Annotated in this window: 17 protein-coding genes; 12 read left to right on the top strand and 5 right to left on the bottom strand. The window is 48.0% G+C overall.

Annotation, left to right across the window (positions count from 1 at the left end; genetic code table 11):
* Nucleotides 1–446 precede the first annotated feature (446 nt).
* A complete protein-coding gene (gene menA, locus H3001_RS13575) occupies nt 447–1,331 on the bottom strand; it encodes a 1,4-dihydroxy-2-naphthoate octaprenyltransferase (RefSeq protein WP_178245130.1) in 885 nt (294 codons plus the stop codon).
* A 166-nt stretch (nt 1,332–1,497) separates the two neighbouring features.
* Here menA and H3001_RS13570 point away from each other — a divergent pair, with 166 nt between their 5' ends.
* On the top strand, nt 1,498–2,349 hold the full coding sequence (locus H3001_RS13570) for a metallophosphoesterase (RefSeq protein ID WP_181215214.1): 852 nt from the start codon (nt 1,498–1,500) through the stop codon (nt 2,347–2,349).
* A gap of 14 nt (nt 2,350–2,363) precedes the next feature.
* On the opposite strand, the gene nadD is transcribed toward H3001_RS13570, so the two are convergent.
* From nadD to H3001_RS13550, 4 genes are read right to left on the bottom strand one after another with little or no spacing between them, the layout of a single operon-like run.
* A complete protein-coding gene (nadD, locus tag H3001_RS13565; RefSeq protein ID WP_181215213.1) occupies nt 2,364–2,957 on the bottom strand; it encodes a nicotinate (nicotinamide) nucleotide adenylyltransferase in 594 nt (197 codons plus the stop codon).
* Nucleotides 2,939–3,121, bottom strand: coding sequence for a hypothetical protein (locus H3001_RS13560; RefSeq protein WP_178245124.1), 183 nt, complete (start codon nt 3,119–3,121; stop codon nt 2,939–2,941). Before H3001_RS13560 ends, nadD begins: the two co-directional genes overlap by 19 nt.
* Before the next feature lie 8 nt (nt 3,122–3,129).
* Nucleotides 3,130–3,693, bottom strand: coding sequence for a guanylate kinase (gene gmk / locus H3001_RS13555; RefSeq protein ID WP_178245122.1), 564 nt, complete (start codon nt 3,691–3,693; stop codon nt 3,130–3,132).
* A gap of 21 nt (nt 3,694–3,714) precedes the next feature.
* Complete coding sequence (locus tag H3001_RS13550; RefSeq protein ID WP_178245120.1) at nt 3,715–4,590, bottom strand: YicC/YloC family endoribonuclease; 876 nt, start codon at nt 4,588–4,590, stop codon at nt 3,715–3,717.
* Between the two features lie 241 nt (nt 4,591–4,831).
* Here H3001_RS13550 and tsaB point away from each other — a divergent pair, with 241 nt between their 5' ends.
* The 11 genes from tsaB to H3001_RS13495 all read left to right on the top strand — a co-directional run bounded on the left by tsaB (nt 4,832) and on the right by H3001_RS13495 (nt 20,293).
* Nucleotides 4,832–5,521, top strand: coding sequence for a tRNA (adenosine(37)-N6)-threonylcarbamoyltransferase complex dimerization subunit type 1 TsaB (tsaB, locus tag H3001_RS13545; protein ID WP_178245118.1), 690 nt, complete (start codon nt 4,832–4,834; stop codon nt 5,519–5,521).
* Nucleotides 5,522–5,576: 55 nt separating this feature from the next.
* Nucleotides 5,577–6,182, top strand: coding sequence for a DUF4290 domain-containing protein (locus H3001_RS13540; protein WP_178245116.1), 606 nt, complete (start codon nt 5,577–5,579; stop codon nt 6,180–6,182).
* A 19-nt stretch (nt 6,183–6,201) separates the two neighbouring features.
* On the top strand, nt 6,202–7,509 hold the full coding sequence (gene murA, locus H3001_RS13535; RefSeq protein WP_181215212.1) for a UDP-N-acetylglucosamine 1-carboxyvinyltransferase: 1,308 nt from the start codon (nt 6,202–6,204) through the stop codon (nt 7,507–7,509).
* Nucleotides 7,510–7,512: 3 nt separating this feature from the next.
* Complete coding sequence (rimM, locus tag H3001_RS13530) at nt 7,513–8,028, top strand: ribosome maturation factor RimM (protein WP_178245112.1); 516 nt, start codon at nt 7,513–7,515, stop codon at nt 8,026–8,028.
* 33 nt (nt 8,029–8,061) lie between these two features.
* Nucleotides 8,062–8,919 carry a M23 family metallopeptidase gene (locus tag H3001_RS13525; protein ID WP_181215211.1) on the top strand — a complete coding sequence of 286 codons (858 nt, stop codon included), beginning with the start codon at nt 8,062–8,064 and terminating at the stop codon, nt 8,917–8,919.
* A gap of 8 nt (nt 8,920–8,927) precedes the next feature.
* On the top strand, nt 8,928–10,085 hold the full coding sequence (gene dxr / locus H3001_RS13520) for a 1-deoxy-D-xylulose-5-phosphate reductoisomerase (protein WP_178245108.1): 1,158 nt from the start codon (nt 8,928–8,930) through the stop codon (nt 10,083–10,085).
* A 40-nt stretch (nt 10,086–10,125) separates the two neighbouring features.
* A complete protein-coding gene (gene rseP / locus H3001_RS13515) occupies nt 10,126–11,466 on the top strand; it encodes an RIP metalloprotease RseP (RefSeq protein WP_178245106.1) in 1,341 nt (446 codons plus the stop codon).
* Nucleotides 11,467–11,533: 67 nt separating this feature from the next.
* Complete coding sequence (locus tag H3001_RS13510; RefSeq protein ID WP_181215210.1) at nt 11,534–14,449, top strand: helix-turn-helix domain-containing protein; 2,916 nt, start codon at nt 11,534–11,536, stop codon at nt 14,447–14,449.
* Nucleotides 14,450–14,837: 388 nt separating this feature from the next.
* Nucleotides 14,838–17,141 carry a GH92 family glycosyl hydrolase gene (locus tag H3001_RS13505; protein ID WP_246368599.1) on the top strand — a complete coding sequence of 768 codons (2,304 nt, stop codon included), beginning with the start codon at nt 14,838–14,840 and terminating at the stop codon, nt 17,139–17,141.
* Nucleotides 17,142–17,147: 6 nt separating this feature from the next.
* A complete protein-coding gene (locus H3001_RS13500) occupies nt 17,148–17,972 on the top strand; it encodes a basic secretory protein-like protein (protein ID WP_178245100.1) in 825 nt (274 codons plus the stop codon).
* A 2-nt stretch (nt 17,973–17,974) separates the two neighbouring features.
* Entirely contained in the window at nt 17,975–20,293 is a 2,319-nt protein-coding gene (locus tag H3001_RS13495; RefSeq protein WP_181215208.1) for a GH92 family glycosyl hydrolase, read from the top strand.
* Nucleotides 20,294–20,295: the final 2 nt, after the last annotated feature.

Raw genomic sequence — 20,295 nt, 5'->3', positions numbered from 1 at the left:
CCCCCGTTTTGGCTGCCAAACCTTATTTTCGGGGGAATATCTAAAGATACAAAAAAGCCAACTAATCCGCAATACATTGTGTATGAATTAGTTGGCTAATTTTATACTATTTACTGAGTGTCCCTAATTATTTCTAATGTTGGGAATGCCGATTTGCAAATTGGAGAATTCCATGTAAAAAAACAAACCCCGGCCTGCTGATTGATTAATCCATGTCGTTGATTAATAAATCTGCAGGCCGGGGTTATGAATTATTGTCGTGGATGATTATTCCTTTTCTCTTCCCCTTATTTATGCTAGCTTATGGGAACTACTTTTTACTGAGAGCAGATAGAGAATGTCTTTTAGACCTTGTAAGTGCAGCTGTTTGCTCATGATTTCAAGATGGGCATCTTATATTTTTATAATTAGAGCTATAAGTAGCTTCTGCAGCAGTCATGAGTATTTTACAATACCAGTCCCAGTGTCAATAACATTCCGAAGAGCAGCATATTCCTTGATGTCTCTCCCAGGATCAGATTCAATGCTTTTCCCTTGTTGATGCGTGCCATCTTAAGCGTAGTGAAGATGTGAGGAATCAGATACAGTTGCGGGAGCACCGCAGCCCATATTTTCCCTTCTGAGGTGAAATACAGGCAACACCAGCAAGCCACCATGCCCAGCATGAAATACAGAATCAGACCGGCCCGGGCACCCCAGCGTACGATGAGGGTTCTTTTGCCGCTTATGGCATCCTGTTCCCGGTCCCTGAAATTATTCACCATCAGCAGCGTATCAATAATCAGTCCGCAGGCGAGTGAGGCCACCGTTACAGGAGTGGTCCAGGTATGTGCCATGACATAAAACGTACATCCGACAGGTACAAACCCGAAGAAAACCAGTACCAGTACATCTCCCCAGCCATGATAGGCCAGCGGATACGGTCCTGCGGTATAAAGAAAGGCAAATACGATGCAAGCCACACCTACCGGGATCATCTCCCATCCGCTGAAGAACAGCAGCGACAGGCCGGTAATAGCAGCCAGTACCGTGACCACGGCAATTCCCGCCTTCATGGCAGAAACGGTAATCCATCCCTGTGCACAGGCGCGTTCCGGTCCCAGCCGGTCTTCCCGGTCGCTTCCCTTCAGATAGTCGAACAGGTCATTGATGAAGTTGGCGTCAATCTGCATCAGAAAGGCAAAAAGAAAGCAGAGTACGGCCGGCAGCACCTGTAATTTGTCGTACATGTCCGCCAGTGCACAGCCAATCATGACAGGGATGGCGGCCCCCGTCAGTGTCTTGGGCCGTATGGCCAGGCCCCAGGCTTGTAAGGAATTCGGTTGTATCATATGTTTTTGAGTTTGTCTGGTTTATTCCCCGGCAAAGATAGGACTCTTTTATGAAAAAAAGGAATCGCCTGCCGGGTTTAACCGGATTCTATTATCTTTGGCGGATAATTTTAATACAACAGTCATGCACTTGTTTGAATACAGATATACATACAGACTTCAACACATGCTTACACTTACACGCCGACTCAAATTGGGATTTATATATGCAGCAGCAGGTGTGTGCCTGCTGCTGACCTCGTGTGCCACCGCTTCATTGTCGAAATACAAGAGTATCGGACGGATAAAGCAGTATGATTTTTACAGTGAGCAGTTGCCGGAGGCCTTCGACGGTTTCCGCATGGTCTTTGCCACCGATTTCCATTACGAAAGCCGGATGACCTCCAGACGTCTGCCCGGCCTGATTGCCGCCTTGCAGTCTGTAGAGGCCGATGTGCTGCTGTTGGGAGGGGATTACAGAGGAAGAAACGGAGGAAACGTTCAGGAGCTGTTCGAGGCCCTGTCGGAAGTACGGACGCCCTACGGAACGTATGCGGTGATGGGAAATCATGAAAGGGGAGAGTCGGAACGACTGGTCCGGACTGCCATGAAAAGTACCGGGGTACATCTGCTTGAGCATCGTACGGATACCCTGTGGCGGGGCAAGGACTTCATTTTGTTGAGCGGAATCCGCTATTCATCGAACCTGCGTGACAACGGGGTTTCTCCGACCTTGCGGCTTTCTCCGGATGATTTTGTCGTACTGCTGACGCACACGCCTGATTACGTCGAGGATACGGATGTGGCGAATACCGACCTGGCACTGGCAGGACATACGCATGGCGGTCAGGTCAGTTTCTTCAGAAAATGGAGTCCGGCACATTTTTCGAAGTACGGAAACCGTTTCCTGACAGGAATGAAGCACAATTCCAGTGGGATTCCTGTGATTATCAGCAACGGTATCGGTACGTCACGGAAGGATTTCCGCCTGTTTACCCCCAGTGAGATTGTGGTGGTAGTGCTGCACCGGAAAGAATGACCGGAATCCGTTGATTACTCTGCCTGATAGAGCCGGTGCTCCCGGATAAAGCGATATACTTCGGGATGCAGGAAGAAGCGGATGTCTTTTCCCTGTCCGATAGCTTCGCGGATGAAAGTCGAACTGATTTCCATGAGCGGCGTATTGATCAGTCGTACTCCGGACGGTAGCGTTTCCGTTACGACGGGATGACCCGACCGGGGATAGATCAGTATCGGATGATGCGACAGGATTTCTTCGGGGCATTTCCAGCGGTCGAAGCTGGTCCAGTTGTCGGCTCCGATGATTAACACAAACTCCCGCTGTGGATAAGCCTCACGGAGGCGGCGCAGGGTGTCAACGGTATAAGAAGGGCGTGGCAGATGGAATTCAAAGTCGCATGCCTTGAATTTAGGGTAACCGGCAGTGGCGGCTTCCACCATCTGAAGCCGGAGGCTGTCATCGAGCAATATCTGGTTTTTCTTGAACGGATTCTGGGGGGAGACCATGAACCAGACTTCGTCCAGGTCTCCGTATTCACACAGATAATTGGCCAATGCCAGATGACCGATATGTACGGGGTTGAAGGTACCGCCGAATATTCCGGTCCTTATATGTTCTTTTTCCATCGTAGAAAGTTGCTTACTTGCCAGCCCGTCACAACCAGCATGGCTACTGCAGTGATATATTCTTTCATGGCTACGGCTACGATGGCCACGGAGATTGCCAGCACCGCAATGCAGAGGCTGACAATCGTCATGGTACGGAAAAATTTCTTTGGGTCTTTAGGCATGATACAGCTTATTTTTCAATGAAATTACGGATGACCTGCAAGGCTTCGGCCTTTGCTTTCTCCAGGTCGTCGTTGACAATGACAGTATCGAATTTATCGGCATATCCCAGTTCGAATTCGGCCTTGGCAATCCGGCTTTCAATGACTTCCGGACTGTCGGTACCGCGTCCGTTCAGCCGCTTGCGCAATTCTTCTACTGAAGGGGGCTGGATAAAGACCGACAGGGCACGGTCGCCGTAGAATTTCTTGATATTGCATCCGCCTACTACGTCAACATCGAAAATGACATTCTGGCCGGCTGCCAGCTGTTTCTCTACCTGTGCTTTCAGGGTGCCGTAAAAGCGGTCGGTATAGACTTCTTCGTATTCCAGGAATTCATCGTTGGCAATCCGCTGCTTGAATTCTTCCGGGCTCAGGAAGAAGTATTCCACTCCGTTCTGTTCCGTTCCCCGTGGAGGACGGCTGGTGGCAGAGATGGAGAAAGCCAGGTTCAGGTGCTGCGTGAGCAGGTAGTTGATAATGGTTGATTTGCCAGAACCCGAAGGTGCTGAGAATATGATAAGTTTTCCCATATTGATTCGGTATATGCGGGGTTACATTACGTTTAACACTTGTTCTTTGATCTGTTCCAGCTCGTCTTTCATCTGTACCACGATGTTCTGCATCTGTGCATGGTTCGACTTGCTGCCGGTGGTATTGATTTCGCGTCCCATTTCCTGTGCGATGAATCCCAGTTTCTTTCCCTGGCCGTGTCCGTTGGCCATGGTTTCACGGAAATAGTTCAGGTGATTGCTCAGACGCTGCTTCTCTTCGTTGATATCCAGTTTTTCGATATAATAGATCAGCTCCTGTTCCAGACGGTTTTTGTCGTAATCGGTGTTGAGGGTCTTTTCCAGTGCCTCTGTAATGCGTTCACGGATTTTCGCCACACGCTCTTTCTCGAACGGTTCGATGGATTTCAGCAAGTGTTCGATGTTGTCGATTTTTTCTGTGAATTTCTTTTCCAGGGCCAGACCTTCCTGCTTGCGGAAGTCGGTCAGGTGCTGCAGGGCTTCCTCTATGGCCTTGCGTACCGCGCTCCATTCTTCTTCGGACAATTCCTGGATGTCGACTTTCGTCAGTACATCGGGCATGCGGAGCAGCGTGGCAAACCAGTCTTCCGGGAGAGGAATGTGGCAGGTTTCTGAGATGCTTTTGATCTGCTGATAGTAATTCTCAACCAAGGCTACGTTGATGGGGGTAGCCGCCTCGGCAGCTTCTTTCTCAACCCATAGACTGAAGTCGACCTTTCCGCGTTCGAGCACCTGGGTAATCAGGTTGCGGATTTCCATTTCTTTTTCCCTGTACAAGGGTGCAATGCGCGTGGATAAATCCATTGCCTTGCTGTTTAATGACTTGATCTCTACGTTTATCTTCTTATCTCCGAATACCACAGTTGCTTTACCGTATCCGGTCATGGATTGTATCATAATGGATTTGTTTTTTGGTTGGCGCAAAGTTATAAAAAAATAGACAATGCGAGAATAAATCGGTTGAATAACTGTGTGGAAATGCGGGCCGGAAGCAATTCCGGCAGGGCAGAACCGCGGTTTTTCCTGCCTGGAAAAGAGGTCGTCTTTCTGTAAATATTATAAAAAACACGGATATAACAGATTTTGTCTTCGAATAAAAATGTATATTTGCACATTATAAAATATATCAGTTAAATTTATGTCGTGTATATTACATATTGAGACATCGACCGAAGTCTGTTCTGTTGCTTTGAGTCAGGACGGAACTTCTATCTTTTCCAAAGAGGATTTTAAAGGCCCGTCACATGCTACGGTACTGGGTGTGTTTGTAGATGAGGCACTGTCGTTTGCCGACAGTCACGCCATTCCGGTAGATGCCGTTGCCGTAAGTTGTGGACCGGGCTCATATACGGGATTGCGTATCGGAGTATCAATGGCAAAGGGTATCTGCTATGGACGGAACATTCCGCTGATTGGTCTGCCTACCCTGGAAGTGATGTGTGTGCCGGTATTGCTGCACCAGGATCTGCCGGAGGATGCACTGCTTTGTCCGATGATCGATGCCCGTCGCATGGAGGTCTATGCGGCAGTTTACGACCGTGCCCTGAAGGTGAAGAGAGCCATCGGAGCCGACATCATCGATGAAAATTCATATGCCGAATTCCTCGATAAGCAGCCGGTTTATTTCTTCGGAAACGGAGCGGCCAAGTGCCGTGAGAAGATTACGCACCCGAATGCGCATTTCATTGAGGATATTCATCCGCTGGCCAAATGGATGTTCCCGCTGGCCGAAAAGGCGGTAGCCGTAGAAGATTACAAGGACGTGGCTTATTTCGAGCCTTTCTATTTGAAAGAGTTTGTGGCTTCTACTCCCAAGAAACTGCTGTAATCCGGAAACCGGTGTGGAGAAGGATCCGTTGTGTGTCAAATTTTTAAAGCATTTTATGGAATATAATACCCAACAAAGAAGATTGCCGTTGCCCGAATATGGAAGAAGTGTCCAGAACATGGTGGATTATGCGCTTACCATTGAGGACAGGGCAGAAAGACAGCGTTGCGCAAATACTATTGTCAACATCATGGGAGGCATGTTCCCGCACTTGCGGGATGTGGCTGATTTCAAGCATAAGCTGTGGGATCACCTGGCCATCATGGCTGACTTTAAGCTGGATATTGACTACCCGGTGGAGGTGGTGAAGAAGGAAAGTCTGGAAATCAAGCCGGACCGGATTGATTATTCGCAGAATAACATCCGTTACCGTCACTACGGCCGTTTCATCCAGGACTTGCTGCAGATTGCGGTAGACTATCCCGAAGGGGATGATAAGCTGCGCCTGCTGAGAATGATTGCCAATCATATGAAGCGGGATTATCTGAACTGGAACAAGGACAGTGTGGAAGACCAGAAGATACTGGACGACCTGTGCGAGCTGACGGGTGGAAAGATTCGTCTCTCTGCCGAAGACCTGAAACTGGTGGAGCAGCGCACGTTCGTGCCACGCCGTCGTCAGGCAAACAATAATCAGAATCAGCAGAAAAGAAAATATTAACTCTTAAATCTAAGGTTTTATGGCTTCATTTGTAATCGAAGGCGGACACAGGTTGCAGGGTGAGATTTTTCCTCAGGGAGCGAAGAACGAGGTCTTGCAGATTTTATGTGCCACATTGTTGACCGACGAAGCGGTGACAATCAGTAATATCCCGAATATCCTGGATGTAAACAACCTGATTCAGTTGCTGAGGGATATGGGGGTGAAGGTTTCTAAAGTGGGAGTGGATACCTATACGTTCCAGGCCGATGAAGTGAACTTGGCGTACCTGGAGAGCGAGGAGTTTCTGACACGCTGCTCCAAGCTGAGAGGATCGGTGATGCTGGTCGGTCCGCTGATTGCCCGTTTCGGACAGGCAATGATAGCCAAACCTGGAGGAGATAAGATTGGCCGCCGCCGTCTGGATACGCATTTCTTGGGTATACAGAAACTGGGGGCTTCTTTCGATTTTGATGCGGCTTCGGGCGTGTTCCGTATTTATGCCGACAAATTGAAGGGGGCGTACATGTTGCTGGATGAGGCTTCGGTAACCGGTACGGCGAACATCGTAATGGCGGCAGTGCTGGCAGAAGGTACGACGACCATTTACAACGCGGCGTGTGAACCTTACCTGCAGCAGTTGTGTAAGATGCTGAACAGCATGGGTGCCCGGATTTCGGGTATTGCGTCCAACTTGCTGACCATCGAGGGAGTAAGCAGCCTGAAGGGTTGTGAGCACCGGATTCTTCCGGATATGATTGAGGTGGGCAGTTTTATCGGAATGGCAGCCATGACGTCCAGTGAGATTACCATCAAGAATGTATCGTATCAGAACCTGGGTATTATTCCCGACAGTTTCCGCCGTCTGGGAATCCGTCTGGAGCAGCGGGGAGATGATATCTTTGTACCGCAGCAGGATCATTATGAAATCGAATCCTTTATCGACGGTTCGATCATGACGATTGCGGACGCGCCCTGGCCGGGACTGACACCGGACTTGCTGAGTGTGATGCTGGTGGTGGCTACGCAGGCCAAGGGAAGTGTGCTGATACATCAGAAAATGTTTGAAAGCCGCCTGTTCTTCGTGGATAAGCTGATTGACATGGGAGCCCAGATCATTCTGTGCGACCCGCACCGTGCGGTGGTTATCGGACATGACCATAACTTCCGCCTGAGAGGAGGAAACATGACTTCTCCGGATATCCGTGCGGGAATCGCCCTGCTGATTGCAGCCCTGGGTGCAGATGGTATCAGCCGTATTCATAACATTGAACAGATCGACCGTGGCTATCAGAATATAGAACAACGATTGACGGCTTTGGGAGCCCGTATAACGCGTATCGGATAAAATATGATAAAAAAAGAAGAGGTATTCAAGATAGGGGTCATCAATAAACCGCATGGAGTGAAGGGGGAGGTTTCGTTTTCCTTTACCGATGATATCTTTGACCGTGTGGAGGATTGTGATTACCTGATATTAATGATGGACGGTATATTGGTCCCTTTCTTCTGGGAAGAATACAGGTTCAAGTCGGATAATGTGGCGCTGGTCAAGTTCGAGGGAATAGATACGGCGGAACGTGCGAAGATGTTTACCAACGTGGAGGTTTACTTCCCGAAAAAATACATGGATGAACAGGATGAGATTACCTCGTGGAATTTCTTTGTGGGATTTCAGGTGAATGACGTACGTCACGGAGCGCTGGGAGAGATTGTGGATGTGGATGATGCGACGATGAACGTGCTGTTTGTGATAGAGAAAGAGGGAGAGGAACTGCTGTTGCCTGCACACGAGGAGTTTATTCTGGATTTGGATAAGAAAAATAGGGTGCTGACAGTCGAGATTCCGGAAGGTCTGCTTGACTGACAGTGTGTATGGACCGTTAATTAAGGTAGGGTAATGAGAAAGAAAGGACGTAAGGCTTTTTGGAATAATATCAAGTTTAAGTATAAACTGACGATTATCAATGAGAATACCTTGGAAGAGGTAGTGGGAATTCATGTCTCCAAACTGAACGGACTTTCTGTCTTGTTGTCGGCCTGTACGGTTATTTTCCTGATTGCTGCGGTAATCATCATCTTTACTCCCTTGCGGAATTATTTGCCCGGGTATATGAACAGTGAGGTGCGCTCGCAGGTGGTGACAAATGCGCTGCGCGCCGATTCGCTGCAGGCGGCTCTGGAGCGACAGAATCTGTATATGATGAATATCCGGGATATTCTGAGCGGACAGATCAAGGCCGACTCGGTGAAGTCGGTCGATTCGCTGACTGCTCTGAGGGCTGAGGAACTGATGGCGCGTTCGGAAGAGGAGAAGAATTTCCGTGACCGTTATGAAGCGAAGGAAAGGTATAACCTGATTGCGGTAACGGGTGCCCGTGATGCGGCGGGACTGATTTTCTACCGTCCGGTACGGGGACTGATGACCCGGGAGTTTTACCCGCAGGAGAAACATTGGGGACTGGATCTGACCGCCGATCCGAATGAAAGCATTCTGTCTGCATTGGACGGTACGGTTGTCTTTGCTTCTTATACTGCGGAAGACGGATATGTGATTCAGGTCCAGCACTCGCAGGATTTTTTGACAATTTATAAACATTGCGGAAGTTTGATGAAGCAGGTAGGCGATAAGGTAAAGGGGGGAGAAGTGATTGCGCTGATCGGAAAACTGGGCGCGGAGGAGGAACAGCCGCACTTGCATTTTGAGCTTTGGCATAAGGGGATTCCGATGAATCCTGAAAAATATGTGGTTTTTTGATAGAGATTATGAAGAAACAGATCGCAATATTAGGCTCTACCGGTTCTATTGGAACTCAGGCCTTGCAGGTGATTGAGGAGCATCCGGATTTGTATGAGGCTTATGTACTGACGGCAAACAACCGGGTGGAACTGCTGATTGAGCAGGCACGTAAATTTCGGCCTGAGGCGGTGGTGATTGCCAACGAAGACAAGTATCCGCAGCTGAAAGAGGCTTTGTCGGATTTGCCGGTGAAGGTGTATGCCGGTATGGAGGCAATCTGCCAGATTGTGGAATCGGGTCCCATTGATATCGTACTGACAGCGATGGTGGGATATGCAGGACTGCGTCCGACCATGAATGCGATTCGGGCCGGGAAGGTAATTGCGCTGGCCAATAAGGAAACGATGGTGGTTGCCGGTGAACTGGTCAATGCGCTGGCCAGTCAGTACCGGACTCCGATTTTGCCGGTGGATTCCGAGCATTCGGCTATCTTCCAGTGTCTGGAAGTGAACAATCCGCTGGAGAAGATCATTCTGACAGCTTCGGGAGGTCCTTTCCGGACATTTACCATGGAGCAGCTGCAGAAGGTGACCAAGGAACAGGCGTTGAAGCATCCGAACTGGAGCATGGGCGCCAAGATTACCGTCGACTCGGCTTCGATGATGAACAAGGGATTCGAGGTGATAGAGGCCAAGTGGCTCTTCGGACTGCAGCCTAAGCAGATTGAGGTGGTGGTTCATCCGCAGTCGGTCATTCATTCGATGGTGGAATTTGAAGACGGAGCAGTGAAGGCACAGCTGGGAGTGCCCGATATGCGTCTGCCCATTCAGTATGCGTTTTCCTATCCGAACCGGGTACGTTCGTCATTCGACCGGCTGGATTTCCTGAAATGCAACAGCCTGACTTTCGAGGCGCCTGATACACAGCGTTTCCGCAACCTGGCACTGGCTTATGAAGCGCTGAACCAGGGGGGTAACATGCCTTGTATTGTCAATGCGGCGAATGAGGTGGTGGTAGCGGCCTTCCTGAAAGACCAGATCTCGTTCCTGGGAATGAGTGAGGTGATAGAGAAGTCAATGCAGCGTGTGCCGTTTATCCAGACGCCGACTTACGAGGATTATGTGTCTACGGATGCGGAAACCCGGCGTATCGCAGCTGAGATGGTGATTAATAACATGAAGTAAACAATTAAATATTAACTTAAAAAAATAGGCAAAATAGTACATGGAAACGTTTTTGATTCGTGCCCTTCAGCTGATTCTCAGTCTGTCGTTACTGGTAATCATTCATGAGGGAGGACACTTTTTCTTTGCCCGATTATTCAAGATTCGAGTGGAGAAATTTTATATCTTCTTTGACCCTTGGTTCTCACTTTTCAAATATAAACCGAAGAACAGTGATACGGAATATGGTGTGGGCTGGCTGCCGCTGGGAGGCTACTGCAAGATTTCGGGAATGATCGATGAGTCGATGGATACCGAGCAGATGAAGTTGCCGCCGCAGGACTGGGAATTCCGCTCGAAACCGGCATGGCAGCGCCTGCTGGTGATGATTGGCGGTGTATTGATGAACTTCCTGCTGGCTCTGTTCATTTATTCCATGATTCTGTATAAATGGGGAGATTCGTACATCGCACTGAAGGACATGTCGTATGGTATGAAGTTCAATGAGACGGCACAGAAAATCGGATTCCAGGATGGGGATATTCTGAAGAGTGCGGACGGAGAGCCGTTGGAGCGTTTCAACATGGACATGCTGCGCAGCATGGTGGAGGCAAAGGAGGTGACCGTGATTCGTAACGGTGAGGAAAAGACGATCCTGATGCCGGAACTGAGTCTGCTGGATGTGGCGAAGGAAGATCCGATTTTTGTAGCTACTTTCTGTCCGAACGTGATTGATTCGGTCTTGCCTGAAGGGGCTTTTGCCAAGGCAGGTATCCAGAAGGGCGACTCGCTGCTGGCGGTCAACGGGACTTCCCTGAATTCGTGGAACAGTTTTATGGAGGAACTGGGAAAGATCCGTACGCAGGCTGAGCTGAAGGAACAGACTTCAGCTTCGTTCAATCTGGTTTATTCTCGTGCTGGGGTTCGTGATACTGTGGAGATTACCACCAATGATAAATTTGTAGTCGGCGCTATTGCCGCCATGCCGTCTTATCCGGTGACTACACTTTCTTATGGTTTCTTTGAATCGTTCCCGGCCGGAGTTACGCTGGGTGTGAATACCTTGAAGGGATATGTGAACGACATGAAGTATGTCTTCACGAAGGAAGGAGCCAAGAGTGTAGGTGGATTTGCTGCCATCGGCAGCATCTTCCCTAAGGTATGGGACTGGCAGCGTTTCTGGGAAATGACGGCGTTCCTGTCAATTATCCTGGCTTTCATGAACATCCTGCCTATTCCGGCACTGGACGGTGGACATGTGTTGTTCTTGTTGTATGAGATTGTGGCTCGCCGCAAACCGAGCGACAAGTTCTTGGAGTATGCACAGATGGTCGGTATGTTTTTATTGTTTGCACTGCTCATTCTGGCCAACTTCAATGATGTGTTGAGATTCTTGTTTTAACTGAGGGAAGAACGTTTATGAAGGTGAATCATTTTCATGAACGTTCTTCTTTATAACTTTCTGTACTATGATACGATACTGGAACCTAAAAGTCTTGTTATTCGGAATAATGAGCCTGTGCATGAGTTGCATCGGGGCGTTTTCGAATCCTTATACTTCCTTTGAGATTAATTATCAGCAGGGGCTTTCCAACAGTGCGGTTCTCAGTATTTGTCAGGATAGTCAGGGCCTGATGTGGTTTGGTACGTATGACGGACTGAACTGTTATGACGGAAAGCACATTGAGGTCTACAGAACTGATTTTTCGAGGGGAAAAACCCTGGACAACAACATTATTTCCAATTTGCAGGTGGCGGGCGAAAAGGGACTTTGGGTACAAAGCTTTTCCGGTATCAACCTGTTTTCCTGTGATTCGCTGACCGTTTCTGAAAATTATTCTTTCCCGGATGAGGATACCATGGTTTATTCCAATGAAAAAGGAAACTCGTGGATTCTGGGCAGCAAGAATATTTATTATTACAACACGTTCCACCATCGTTTTATCAAGGCGTTTACCCTCGATATGGAGATGGGGGCCCTGAATCATTGTGCCTATGTGGATGCGTCGGGGGCCCTGAATTTTATCCCGGTACGGAGCAACCGGATTTACCGGTATTCGGTCAGTTCGTTTGCCTCGGATTCTACTAAGGTGCATCAGTCGGTTTCTTCTCTTCTGCTGCACAATCATCCGATCATGCATTCGTTTGCACATCAGGGTACGTTCATTTTCATGGATGATGCCAACGATCTGTATCTGTATGATGTGCGTAATAAGTCGAAGCTGTATATCCGGAATGTGGGGGGACTGCTGCAGAGATACGGACGTTTCTTTGATATCTTTCCGTTTTATGATGATATATTGATTACGCTTCATAACGGGGGTATCTTGCGTCTGACTGCTTCTGAGCAGTATGCGGAGGAGTTCTTGCGGGCGGATCTCCGGGTGTTCTCTTTGTTTGTGGACCATAAGCAGGAAATCTTGTGGCTGGGAACGGATGGTAACGGCATTGTCAAGCTGACTAAGGAAAACTCATTGGTTACCAACCTGATATTTGATAAGTTGTCTTCGTCTATCAACGGACAGGTGCGAGGAATCATGACGGATAAGATGGGAACTCTTTGGGTGGGTACCAAGGGGGACGGACTGATCCGTATTCCTTCTTATGAGGGCCGGGAGGACGCTGAGGGGATTGTGGTATATAACCCGAATACCCGGTGTGCCTTGGAGGACTATTCGCGCGGGGCCAGTTTCTTTCAGGCTTTTATGCTGAAAAAACAGCGGTACGGAGAGGATTTCTGGGTAGGCATGCTCGATTCAACGCTGTATTATTATTCTTATCAGCACGACCGGTTATTGCCGGTAGCTAACTCGTTGCGGGGAAAATCGGTTGAGGTTCATGATTTATATGAGAGCAAGGACTCGGCTGTCTGGCTGGCGACCAATGGTTTGGGACTGGTCAAACTGAGGGTGAAGGAAGAGAATGGCCGCCTTCGGGCAGTCAGAAACAGGAAGTTCCGTTTTTATTATCATCAGCGGGAGTTGCTCGGATTTTCTTCAATGGTGGCACAGGGAGACTCTGTGCTGTGGTTGGGAAGCCGTGGGCAGGGACTGGTTCGTTTTTCTATGAAGACCGGTGAGTATCAGGTGTATTCTTTATATAAGATATTGGGAAAGGCTGTAGATGATGTACTCTGCATGTATCCTTACGATGAAAACCGTTTTTTTGTGGGAACGATTGCCGGACTGGTATCGATAGAGATGATGGAAAATGGAAATTTCCATGCTGAATACATCGGAAGGGAGCAGGGATTATTCAATGACATGATTCATGGAATTGTGAAAGATGACTCCGGTATCCTTTGGCTGGGAACCAATAAAGGGCTGATTAAGTACGATCCAGTGAGCAAGGGTTCGTATACCTATTATTACAGCAAAGGCATAGAAGTGGGAGAGTTCAGTGATGACAGCTATTACAGATGTCCTTATACGGGAAACATCTTCCTGGGCGGAGTGAACGGTTTGTTGTATTTCAGGGATACCTTACCCCTGTCGGAGTATTATGCCGATCTGGTCCTGAGGTCGCTGAGAATAGACGGTAAATGGGTTAATCTGACCGATTTTTATTCGGAGGAAGATTCGGTCATTACTCTGGATGAGGCCCAGAATACGTTTGCCCTGCAGTTTGCCGCCCTGGATTATGCGGTTCCTGACATTGAGTATTCGTATATTCTGGAAGGATACGACTCCCGCTGGTCATTGTTCTCCAAAGAGAACGAAGCCGTTTGCCGGTACGTTCCGCCAGGAGAATACCTTTTCAGGGTAAGGTATAAAAAAGACGTATTTGATTCTATCTACAAGGAACTGACGATAAAAGTCCGGATCATTCCGTTCTGGTATCATTCTGCAACTTTTCATATGGTCTTGCTGTTGCTGGGACTGGGAATCTTGGCAGGGGTAGGCTATTATCTTTACCGTAAACGGGTATTCCAGCACTTTATTGCAGCATGGGCCCTGTCGAAGGAGGCTGCTTTCCCCGAAAAAGGAGAGGTGAATGCGATGCCTTTGGGACAATGGGCGGATGATTTTCCTCACTGCAGTACGGATGAACAGGTGGAATTTGTCAGACGGTTGCTGGAGGTGCTGGATGAACATCTGGCAAATGACGATCTTGGCTCGACTTTCTTATCTGAAAAGATGCACATGAGTTCCCGGCAGTTCTACCGGAAGTTTAAGGAACTTTCGGGGATTACTCCCAGTGATTTCATTAAAAAATACAAGATGGAAAGGGCGGCTCATCTTCTGGCGGAAACCGATCTCTCCATTCAGGAGGTCATAGAGGAAGTGGGCATTTCCAGTCGTCCTTATTTCTACAAGGAGTTTTCTCAACGGTTTGGCATGACTCCCAAGAGTTACCGTGACATGAAATCCTCGGGCAACCAATAGTCCCGGGGACGGAAAGGTGCGTCGCTGGTGAAATAGGGGTAGGTGGATTGAGGTATATATTCCGGCATTTCCATCGGAAGATTTTGCCGGATAAGGGGTGTCCTGCCCAAGGTTTTCCTTGTTCTTGATTTGCAGAAAGTGTTCTGAATTTCTTCTTTTACGGTGTTCTCTATTTGTACTGTATATTTGTAATATTCTGATATTCAGGTGTAATATTTGTCCTGTTTTTGCTGTTTATTCTTTTTTCAGACGTTTTTCTGCAGTAATGGCCGAATGTCTTTTATAAGGAATGTTAAAGAAACCGAAGTCTTTATCTTTGTGAAAATGGATGAAAAACATTAAAACCTTGAATATGTTAAGAAAAATACTATGTGCTTGCCTTGGAGCAATGACCGTATTTCCTTTGTGGGCGGAAAGAAATGTAGTGGAATATGTAAATCCCATTATCGGAACAAACAGTATGGGACATACTTTCCCGGGAGCTTGTGTGCCGTTTGGCTTGATTCAGCTCAGTCCGGATACGGATACCATTCCTCATAATGTAAATGGAGAATATCAGAAAGATGTGTACAAGTACTGTGCCGGATATCAGTATTCCGACAGTACCATTGTAGGTTTCAGTCATACGCATTTGAGCGGAACCGGCCATTCCGATTTGGGAGATATCCTGATCATGCCTACGGTAGGAGAACTGAAACTGAATCCCGGCAGGGCCGGTGTACCGGGCGAAGGATATCGCTCTCGTTTCAGTCACAGTACGGAGCATACAGCTGCCGGATATTACGAGGTGATGCTGGATGATTATCAGATTAAGGCTCAGCTGACAGCCACTCCGCGTACCGGTGTGCACAAATATACTTATCCGAAAGATGCGGATGGACGAATTATTCTGGATTTATCTCACGGTATTTATAATTACGACGGCAAGGTGCTTTGGGCAAATCTTCGGGTGGAGAATGATACTTTGCTGACCGGATATCGGATTACGAACGGTTGGGCACGGACCAATTATACTTATTTTGCCATCTCTTTCTCACAGCCGGTTACTCATTACGGATATGTGGACAAAAAGAAGGTGCAGTATTCAGGATTCTGGCGCCGCTTTAAACTTGATGAGAATTTCCCGGAAATCTCGGGACGTTCCATCGTGTCTTATTTCGAATTTGATACATCGGCAAACCCGGAACTGGTGATCAAGGTTGCATTGTCGGGAGTCAGCACGGAAGGGGCGTTGAAGAACCTGAAGGCTGAAACGGAAGGAAAGGATTTCGACTGTCTGGTTCGCGAGGCTTCCCGCAGCTGGGAGGAAAAACTCCATGCCTTCGAGATTGACGGTACCGAGGATCAGAAGGAGATGTTTTATACGTCTTTGTATCATACCATGATTAATCCTTCTGTATACATGGACGTGGACGGGGCTTATCGGGGACTGGACCACAACATCCATCATGCGGAGAACTTTACCAATTATACCATCTTTTCTTTGTGGGATACTTACCGTGCCGAACATCCGTTCCTGAACGTGGTGGCACCGAAGGAGAATGCGGATATGGTTGCCTCCATGATCAAGCATCAGCAGCAGAGTGTGCATAAGATGCTGCCGGTATGGAGTCTGATGGGGAATGAAAACTGGTGCATGAGCGGATATCATGCGACTTCGGTGTTGGCAGATGCCATTGCCAAGGGAATCTGTGCGGATGGAAAAGATGCCTTAAAGGCGATGGTGGAGACTTCGAATGTGGACTACTACGACCATCTGGACGATTATAAGAAGTTGGGCTACATTCCTTTCGACAAGAGTGTCACAGCCATGTCGTCTACACTTGAGTTTGCTTACGACGACTGGACGGTGTATCAGACGGCCTTGAAGTTGGGTGAGCAGGAAGTGGCCGACCAGTATTATCAGCGGGCTTTGAATTACCGGAAGATTTTCGATGAAAAACTGGGATTTGTACGTCCGAGATACAGTGACGGTAGTTTCAAGAAGGATTTTGATCCGTTGCAGACTCACGGAGAAGGCTTTATTGAAGGTAACTCCTGGAATTTTTCGTTCCATGTGCCTCATGATGTAATGGGACTGAAGGACCTGATGGGGGGAGATAAGGCGTTTATCCGGAAAATAGATGAACTGTTTGAAATGCATCTTCCTGCAAAATATTATGAGAAGAATGAAGACATCACCGAAGAGGGATTGCTGGGAGGATATGTACACGGAAATGAACCGAGCCACCACATTCCTTATTTGTATGCCTGGACTTCACAGCCGTGGAAAACACAGTATTGGGTACGCGAAATCCTGAACCGCATGTACCGGAATGATATCGACGGCTTGAGCGGAAACGACGATTGCGGACAGATGTCGGCCTGGTATATGTTCAGTGTAATGGGATTCTATCCGGTATGTCCGGGTACGGATCAGTATGTGCTGGGAGCTCCGTACTTCCGTGAGGTGAAATATCGCTTGCCCAATGGAAACATGCTTGAGATAAAGGCTCCGGAAGTCAGCGACAAGAACCGTTACGTTCAGGCATTGTACATCAACGGTAAGTTGTATGACAAACTGTATGTAACCCATGATGACTTGCTGAAAGGGGGAGTCTGGGAATATAAGATGGGAGATACTCCCAATAAGAAACGCGGACAGAAAATGATTGCAAAACCTTATTCGTTAACAACTGGTATTAAAAAATAATCGAAAATGAAAACACATTGTCTTATTGCAGGAATATTGTTGGGAGTAGTGTCTTTCTCGGCTTGTGGAAGTAATAAACAGGCAGAAGGAGACAACGCACAGGCATCGTCTTGGGAAAATTATCCGGTGGGTCACATTGTCTTTGATGACCAGGCTCCGGAGACTGAAGGTTCTAAAATCTATCATCGTATCGTGACCGATCCGAAATCGTATATCGCCGAACAGGCACGTACGGTATTGTCTACGTTGTATTATTCTCCTTCCGACAGCATAGTTCCTGTGGATACGCTGTATTATTCGCTGCAGGATACGGATGGGGTATCTGCCAAGGGAGGCGGAAACGGCATTATTTCCATTTTCTACAGTACCCGTCATATTGAACGGTCGTTTGCTGCCAATGATACGGCTAAGTTGTTTTTCGAGACGAGAGGGGTGCTGCTGCACGAGTTGACACATGCTTATCAGTTGGAACCTCAGGGTATCGGCAGTTACGGAACCAACCGTGTGGTGTGGGCCTTCATTGAAGGTATGGCCGATGCGGTGAGAGTAGTCAATGGAGGTTTTACTCCGGATGCCCGTCCTAAAGGAGGTAATTACATGGACGGCTACCGTACGGCCGGATATTTCTTTGCCTGGCTGAAGGACAACAAAGATCCGGATTTTCTCCGGAAATTCAACCGGAGTACGCTGGAGGTGATTCCCTGGTCGTTCAACGGTGCTGTGAAATATGCGCTGGGCGAGCAGTATGATATTGATGAACTGTGGAATGAATACCAGATTGCGGTAGGTGATTTGCAGGTAGAGAATAAAGTCGAAAATAAAGAGGAATAAAAATGAACAGGATAGTACAGGCGCTGGCTTTATGTGCATGTATGTTTTCGGTAAACATGCATGCCGAGAAACTGACGGATTTGGTGAATCCTCTGGTGGGAACCGATGGATATGGTAATGTCTATCCGGGGGCTCAGATTCCGTTTGGGGGCATTCAGATCAGTCCGGATACGGATGCGCACTTTTATGATGCGGCTGCCGGATACAAGTATAATCATACTTCGCTGTTGGGATTCAGCCTGACTCACCTGAGTGGTACGGGTATTCCTGACCTGGGGGATTTCTTGTTCATTCCGGGAACTGGAACCATGAAACTGGATCCGGGTACGCGTGAGGCACCGCAGGAAGGTTATCGTTCGCGCTATTCGCACGACCGCGAATGGGCTTCTCCCAATTATTATGCGGTGGATCTGCTGGATTATGGAGTAAAGGCGGAAATGACAGCCGGACTGCGGAGCGGGATGTTCCGTTTTACTTATCCGGCATCGGATTCGGCCTTCATCATGATTGACATGAATCATACTTTGTGGCAGCATTGCGAATGGTCGAACTTGCGCATGGAGAATGATTCTACTCTTACCGGTTATAAACTGGTAAAGGGATGGGGACCGGAACGTCATGTGTATTTCAAGGCTGTTTTCTCAAAGAAATGGGAAACCTTACGTTTCATGCAGGACAAGAAGCCGGTGATTTACAATACTTCCCGCTTCAGAAGTTCGTATGAGGCATGGGGCAAGAACCTGATGGCTTGTCTCTCTTTCCATACAGAAAAGGATGAAACGGTAACGGTTAAGGTAGCCGTATCGGCGGTGAGTACGGCCGGGGCGGCAAAAAATATGGTGGAACTCGACGGACAGACTTTTGACGGACTGAGAGAGAAGGGAGTGCAGGTATGGGAACAGGAGTTGAGCAAATATCAGCTGACGGCAGATAATAAGACGAAGGAAACGTTCTATACTTCTGCTTATCATGCAGCATTGCATCCGTTTATCTTCCAGGATGCAGACGGACAGTTCCGTGGACTGGACAAGAATATTGAGAAGGCGGAAGGTTTCACCAACTATACGACTTTCTCGTTGTGGGATACTTACCGGGCCCTTCACCCGTGGTTCAACCTGGTGCATCAGGATGTGAATGCGGACATTGCCAATTCGATGCTGGCTCATTACGACAAGAGCGTGGAGAAAATGTTGCCGATATGGTCTTTCTATGGAAATGAGACGTGGTGCATGATCGGTTATCATGCGGTCTCTGTACTGGCAGATATGATTGTGAAGGGAGTGAAGGGATTTGATTATGAACGTGCATTCGAAGCCATGAAAACAACGGCAATGAATGAGAACTTTGACTGTCTTCCGGAGTATCGGGCCATGGGGTTTGTTCCTTTTGACAAAGAGGCGGAATCGGTATCCAAGACGCTGGAATATGCTTATGATGATTTCTGTATCGCACAGGCTGCAAAGGCTTTGGGAAAGATGGATGATTATCAGTATTTCCTGAACCGTTCGCTGTCGTACCAGACGCTGGTGGATCCGGAAACGAAGTATATGCGTGGACGTGACAGTAAGGGCAACTGGCGTACTCCGTTTACTCCGGTGGCTTATCAGGGACCGGGCTCGGTACACGGTTGGGGAGACATTACCGAAGGTTTTACCATACAGTATACGTGGTATGTGCCTCATGATGTGCAGGGATACATGAATCTGATTGGCAAAAAGGCATTCCAGAAGCACCTGGACGATTTGTTCACTGTAGAGTTGCCGGATGACATACCGGGTGCTCACGATATTCAGGGACGTATCGGCGGGTACTGGCACGGCAATGAGCCTTGTCATCATGTGGCTTATCTGTATAATTATCTGGGACAGCCCTGGAAATGTCAGTATTGGGTGCGTGAGATTGCCGACCGTTTTTATGGTAATGAACCGGGATCGTTAAGTGGTAATGACGACTGTGGCCAGATGTCGGCATGGTACATGTTCAACTGTCTGGGTATGTATCCGGTGGCTCCGTCGAGCAACGTATACAACATCGGTTCTCCTTGTGTGGAAGCGCTGGAGATTACGCTGAGCAACGGAAAGAAGATAAAGATGACTACCGAGAACTGGTCGAAAGACAATGTGTATGTAAAGGATTTGTATGTCAATGGTAAGAAATACGACAAGTCGTATTTGCCGTATTCTCAGGTGAGTGACGGAGTGGAACTGCATTTCGTGATGAGTGATAAGCCGAATTACAAACGGGCTGTTTCTGCAAAGGCGATACCTCCTTCGCTTTCGATGCCGGGAAAGACATTAATGTATAAGTCAACACTTTATTAACC

This window comes from Phocaeicola faecicola (genome assembly GCF_013618865.1).
Lineage (GTDB): Bacteria > Bacteroidota > Bacteroidia > Bacteroidales > Bacteroidaceae > Phocaeicola > Phocaeicola faecicola.
The sequence above is the reverse complement of the archived record's forward strand: the minus strand, read 5'-3'. Positions and strand labels throughout refer to the sequence as shown.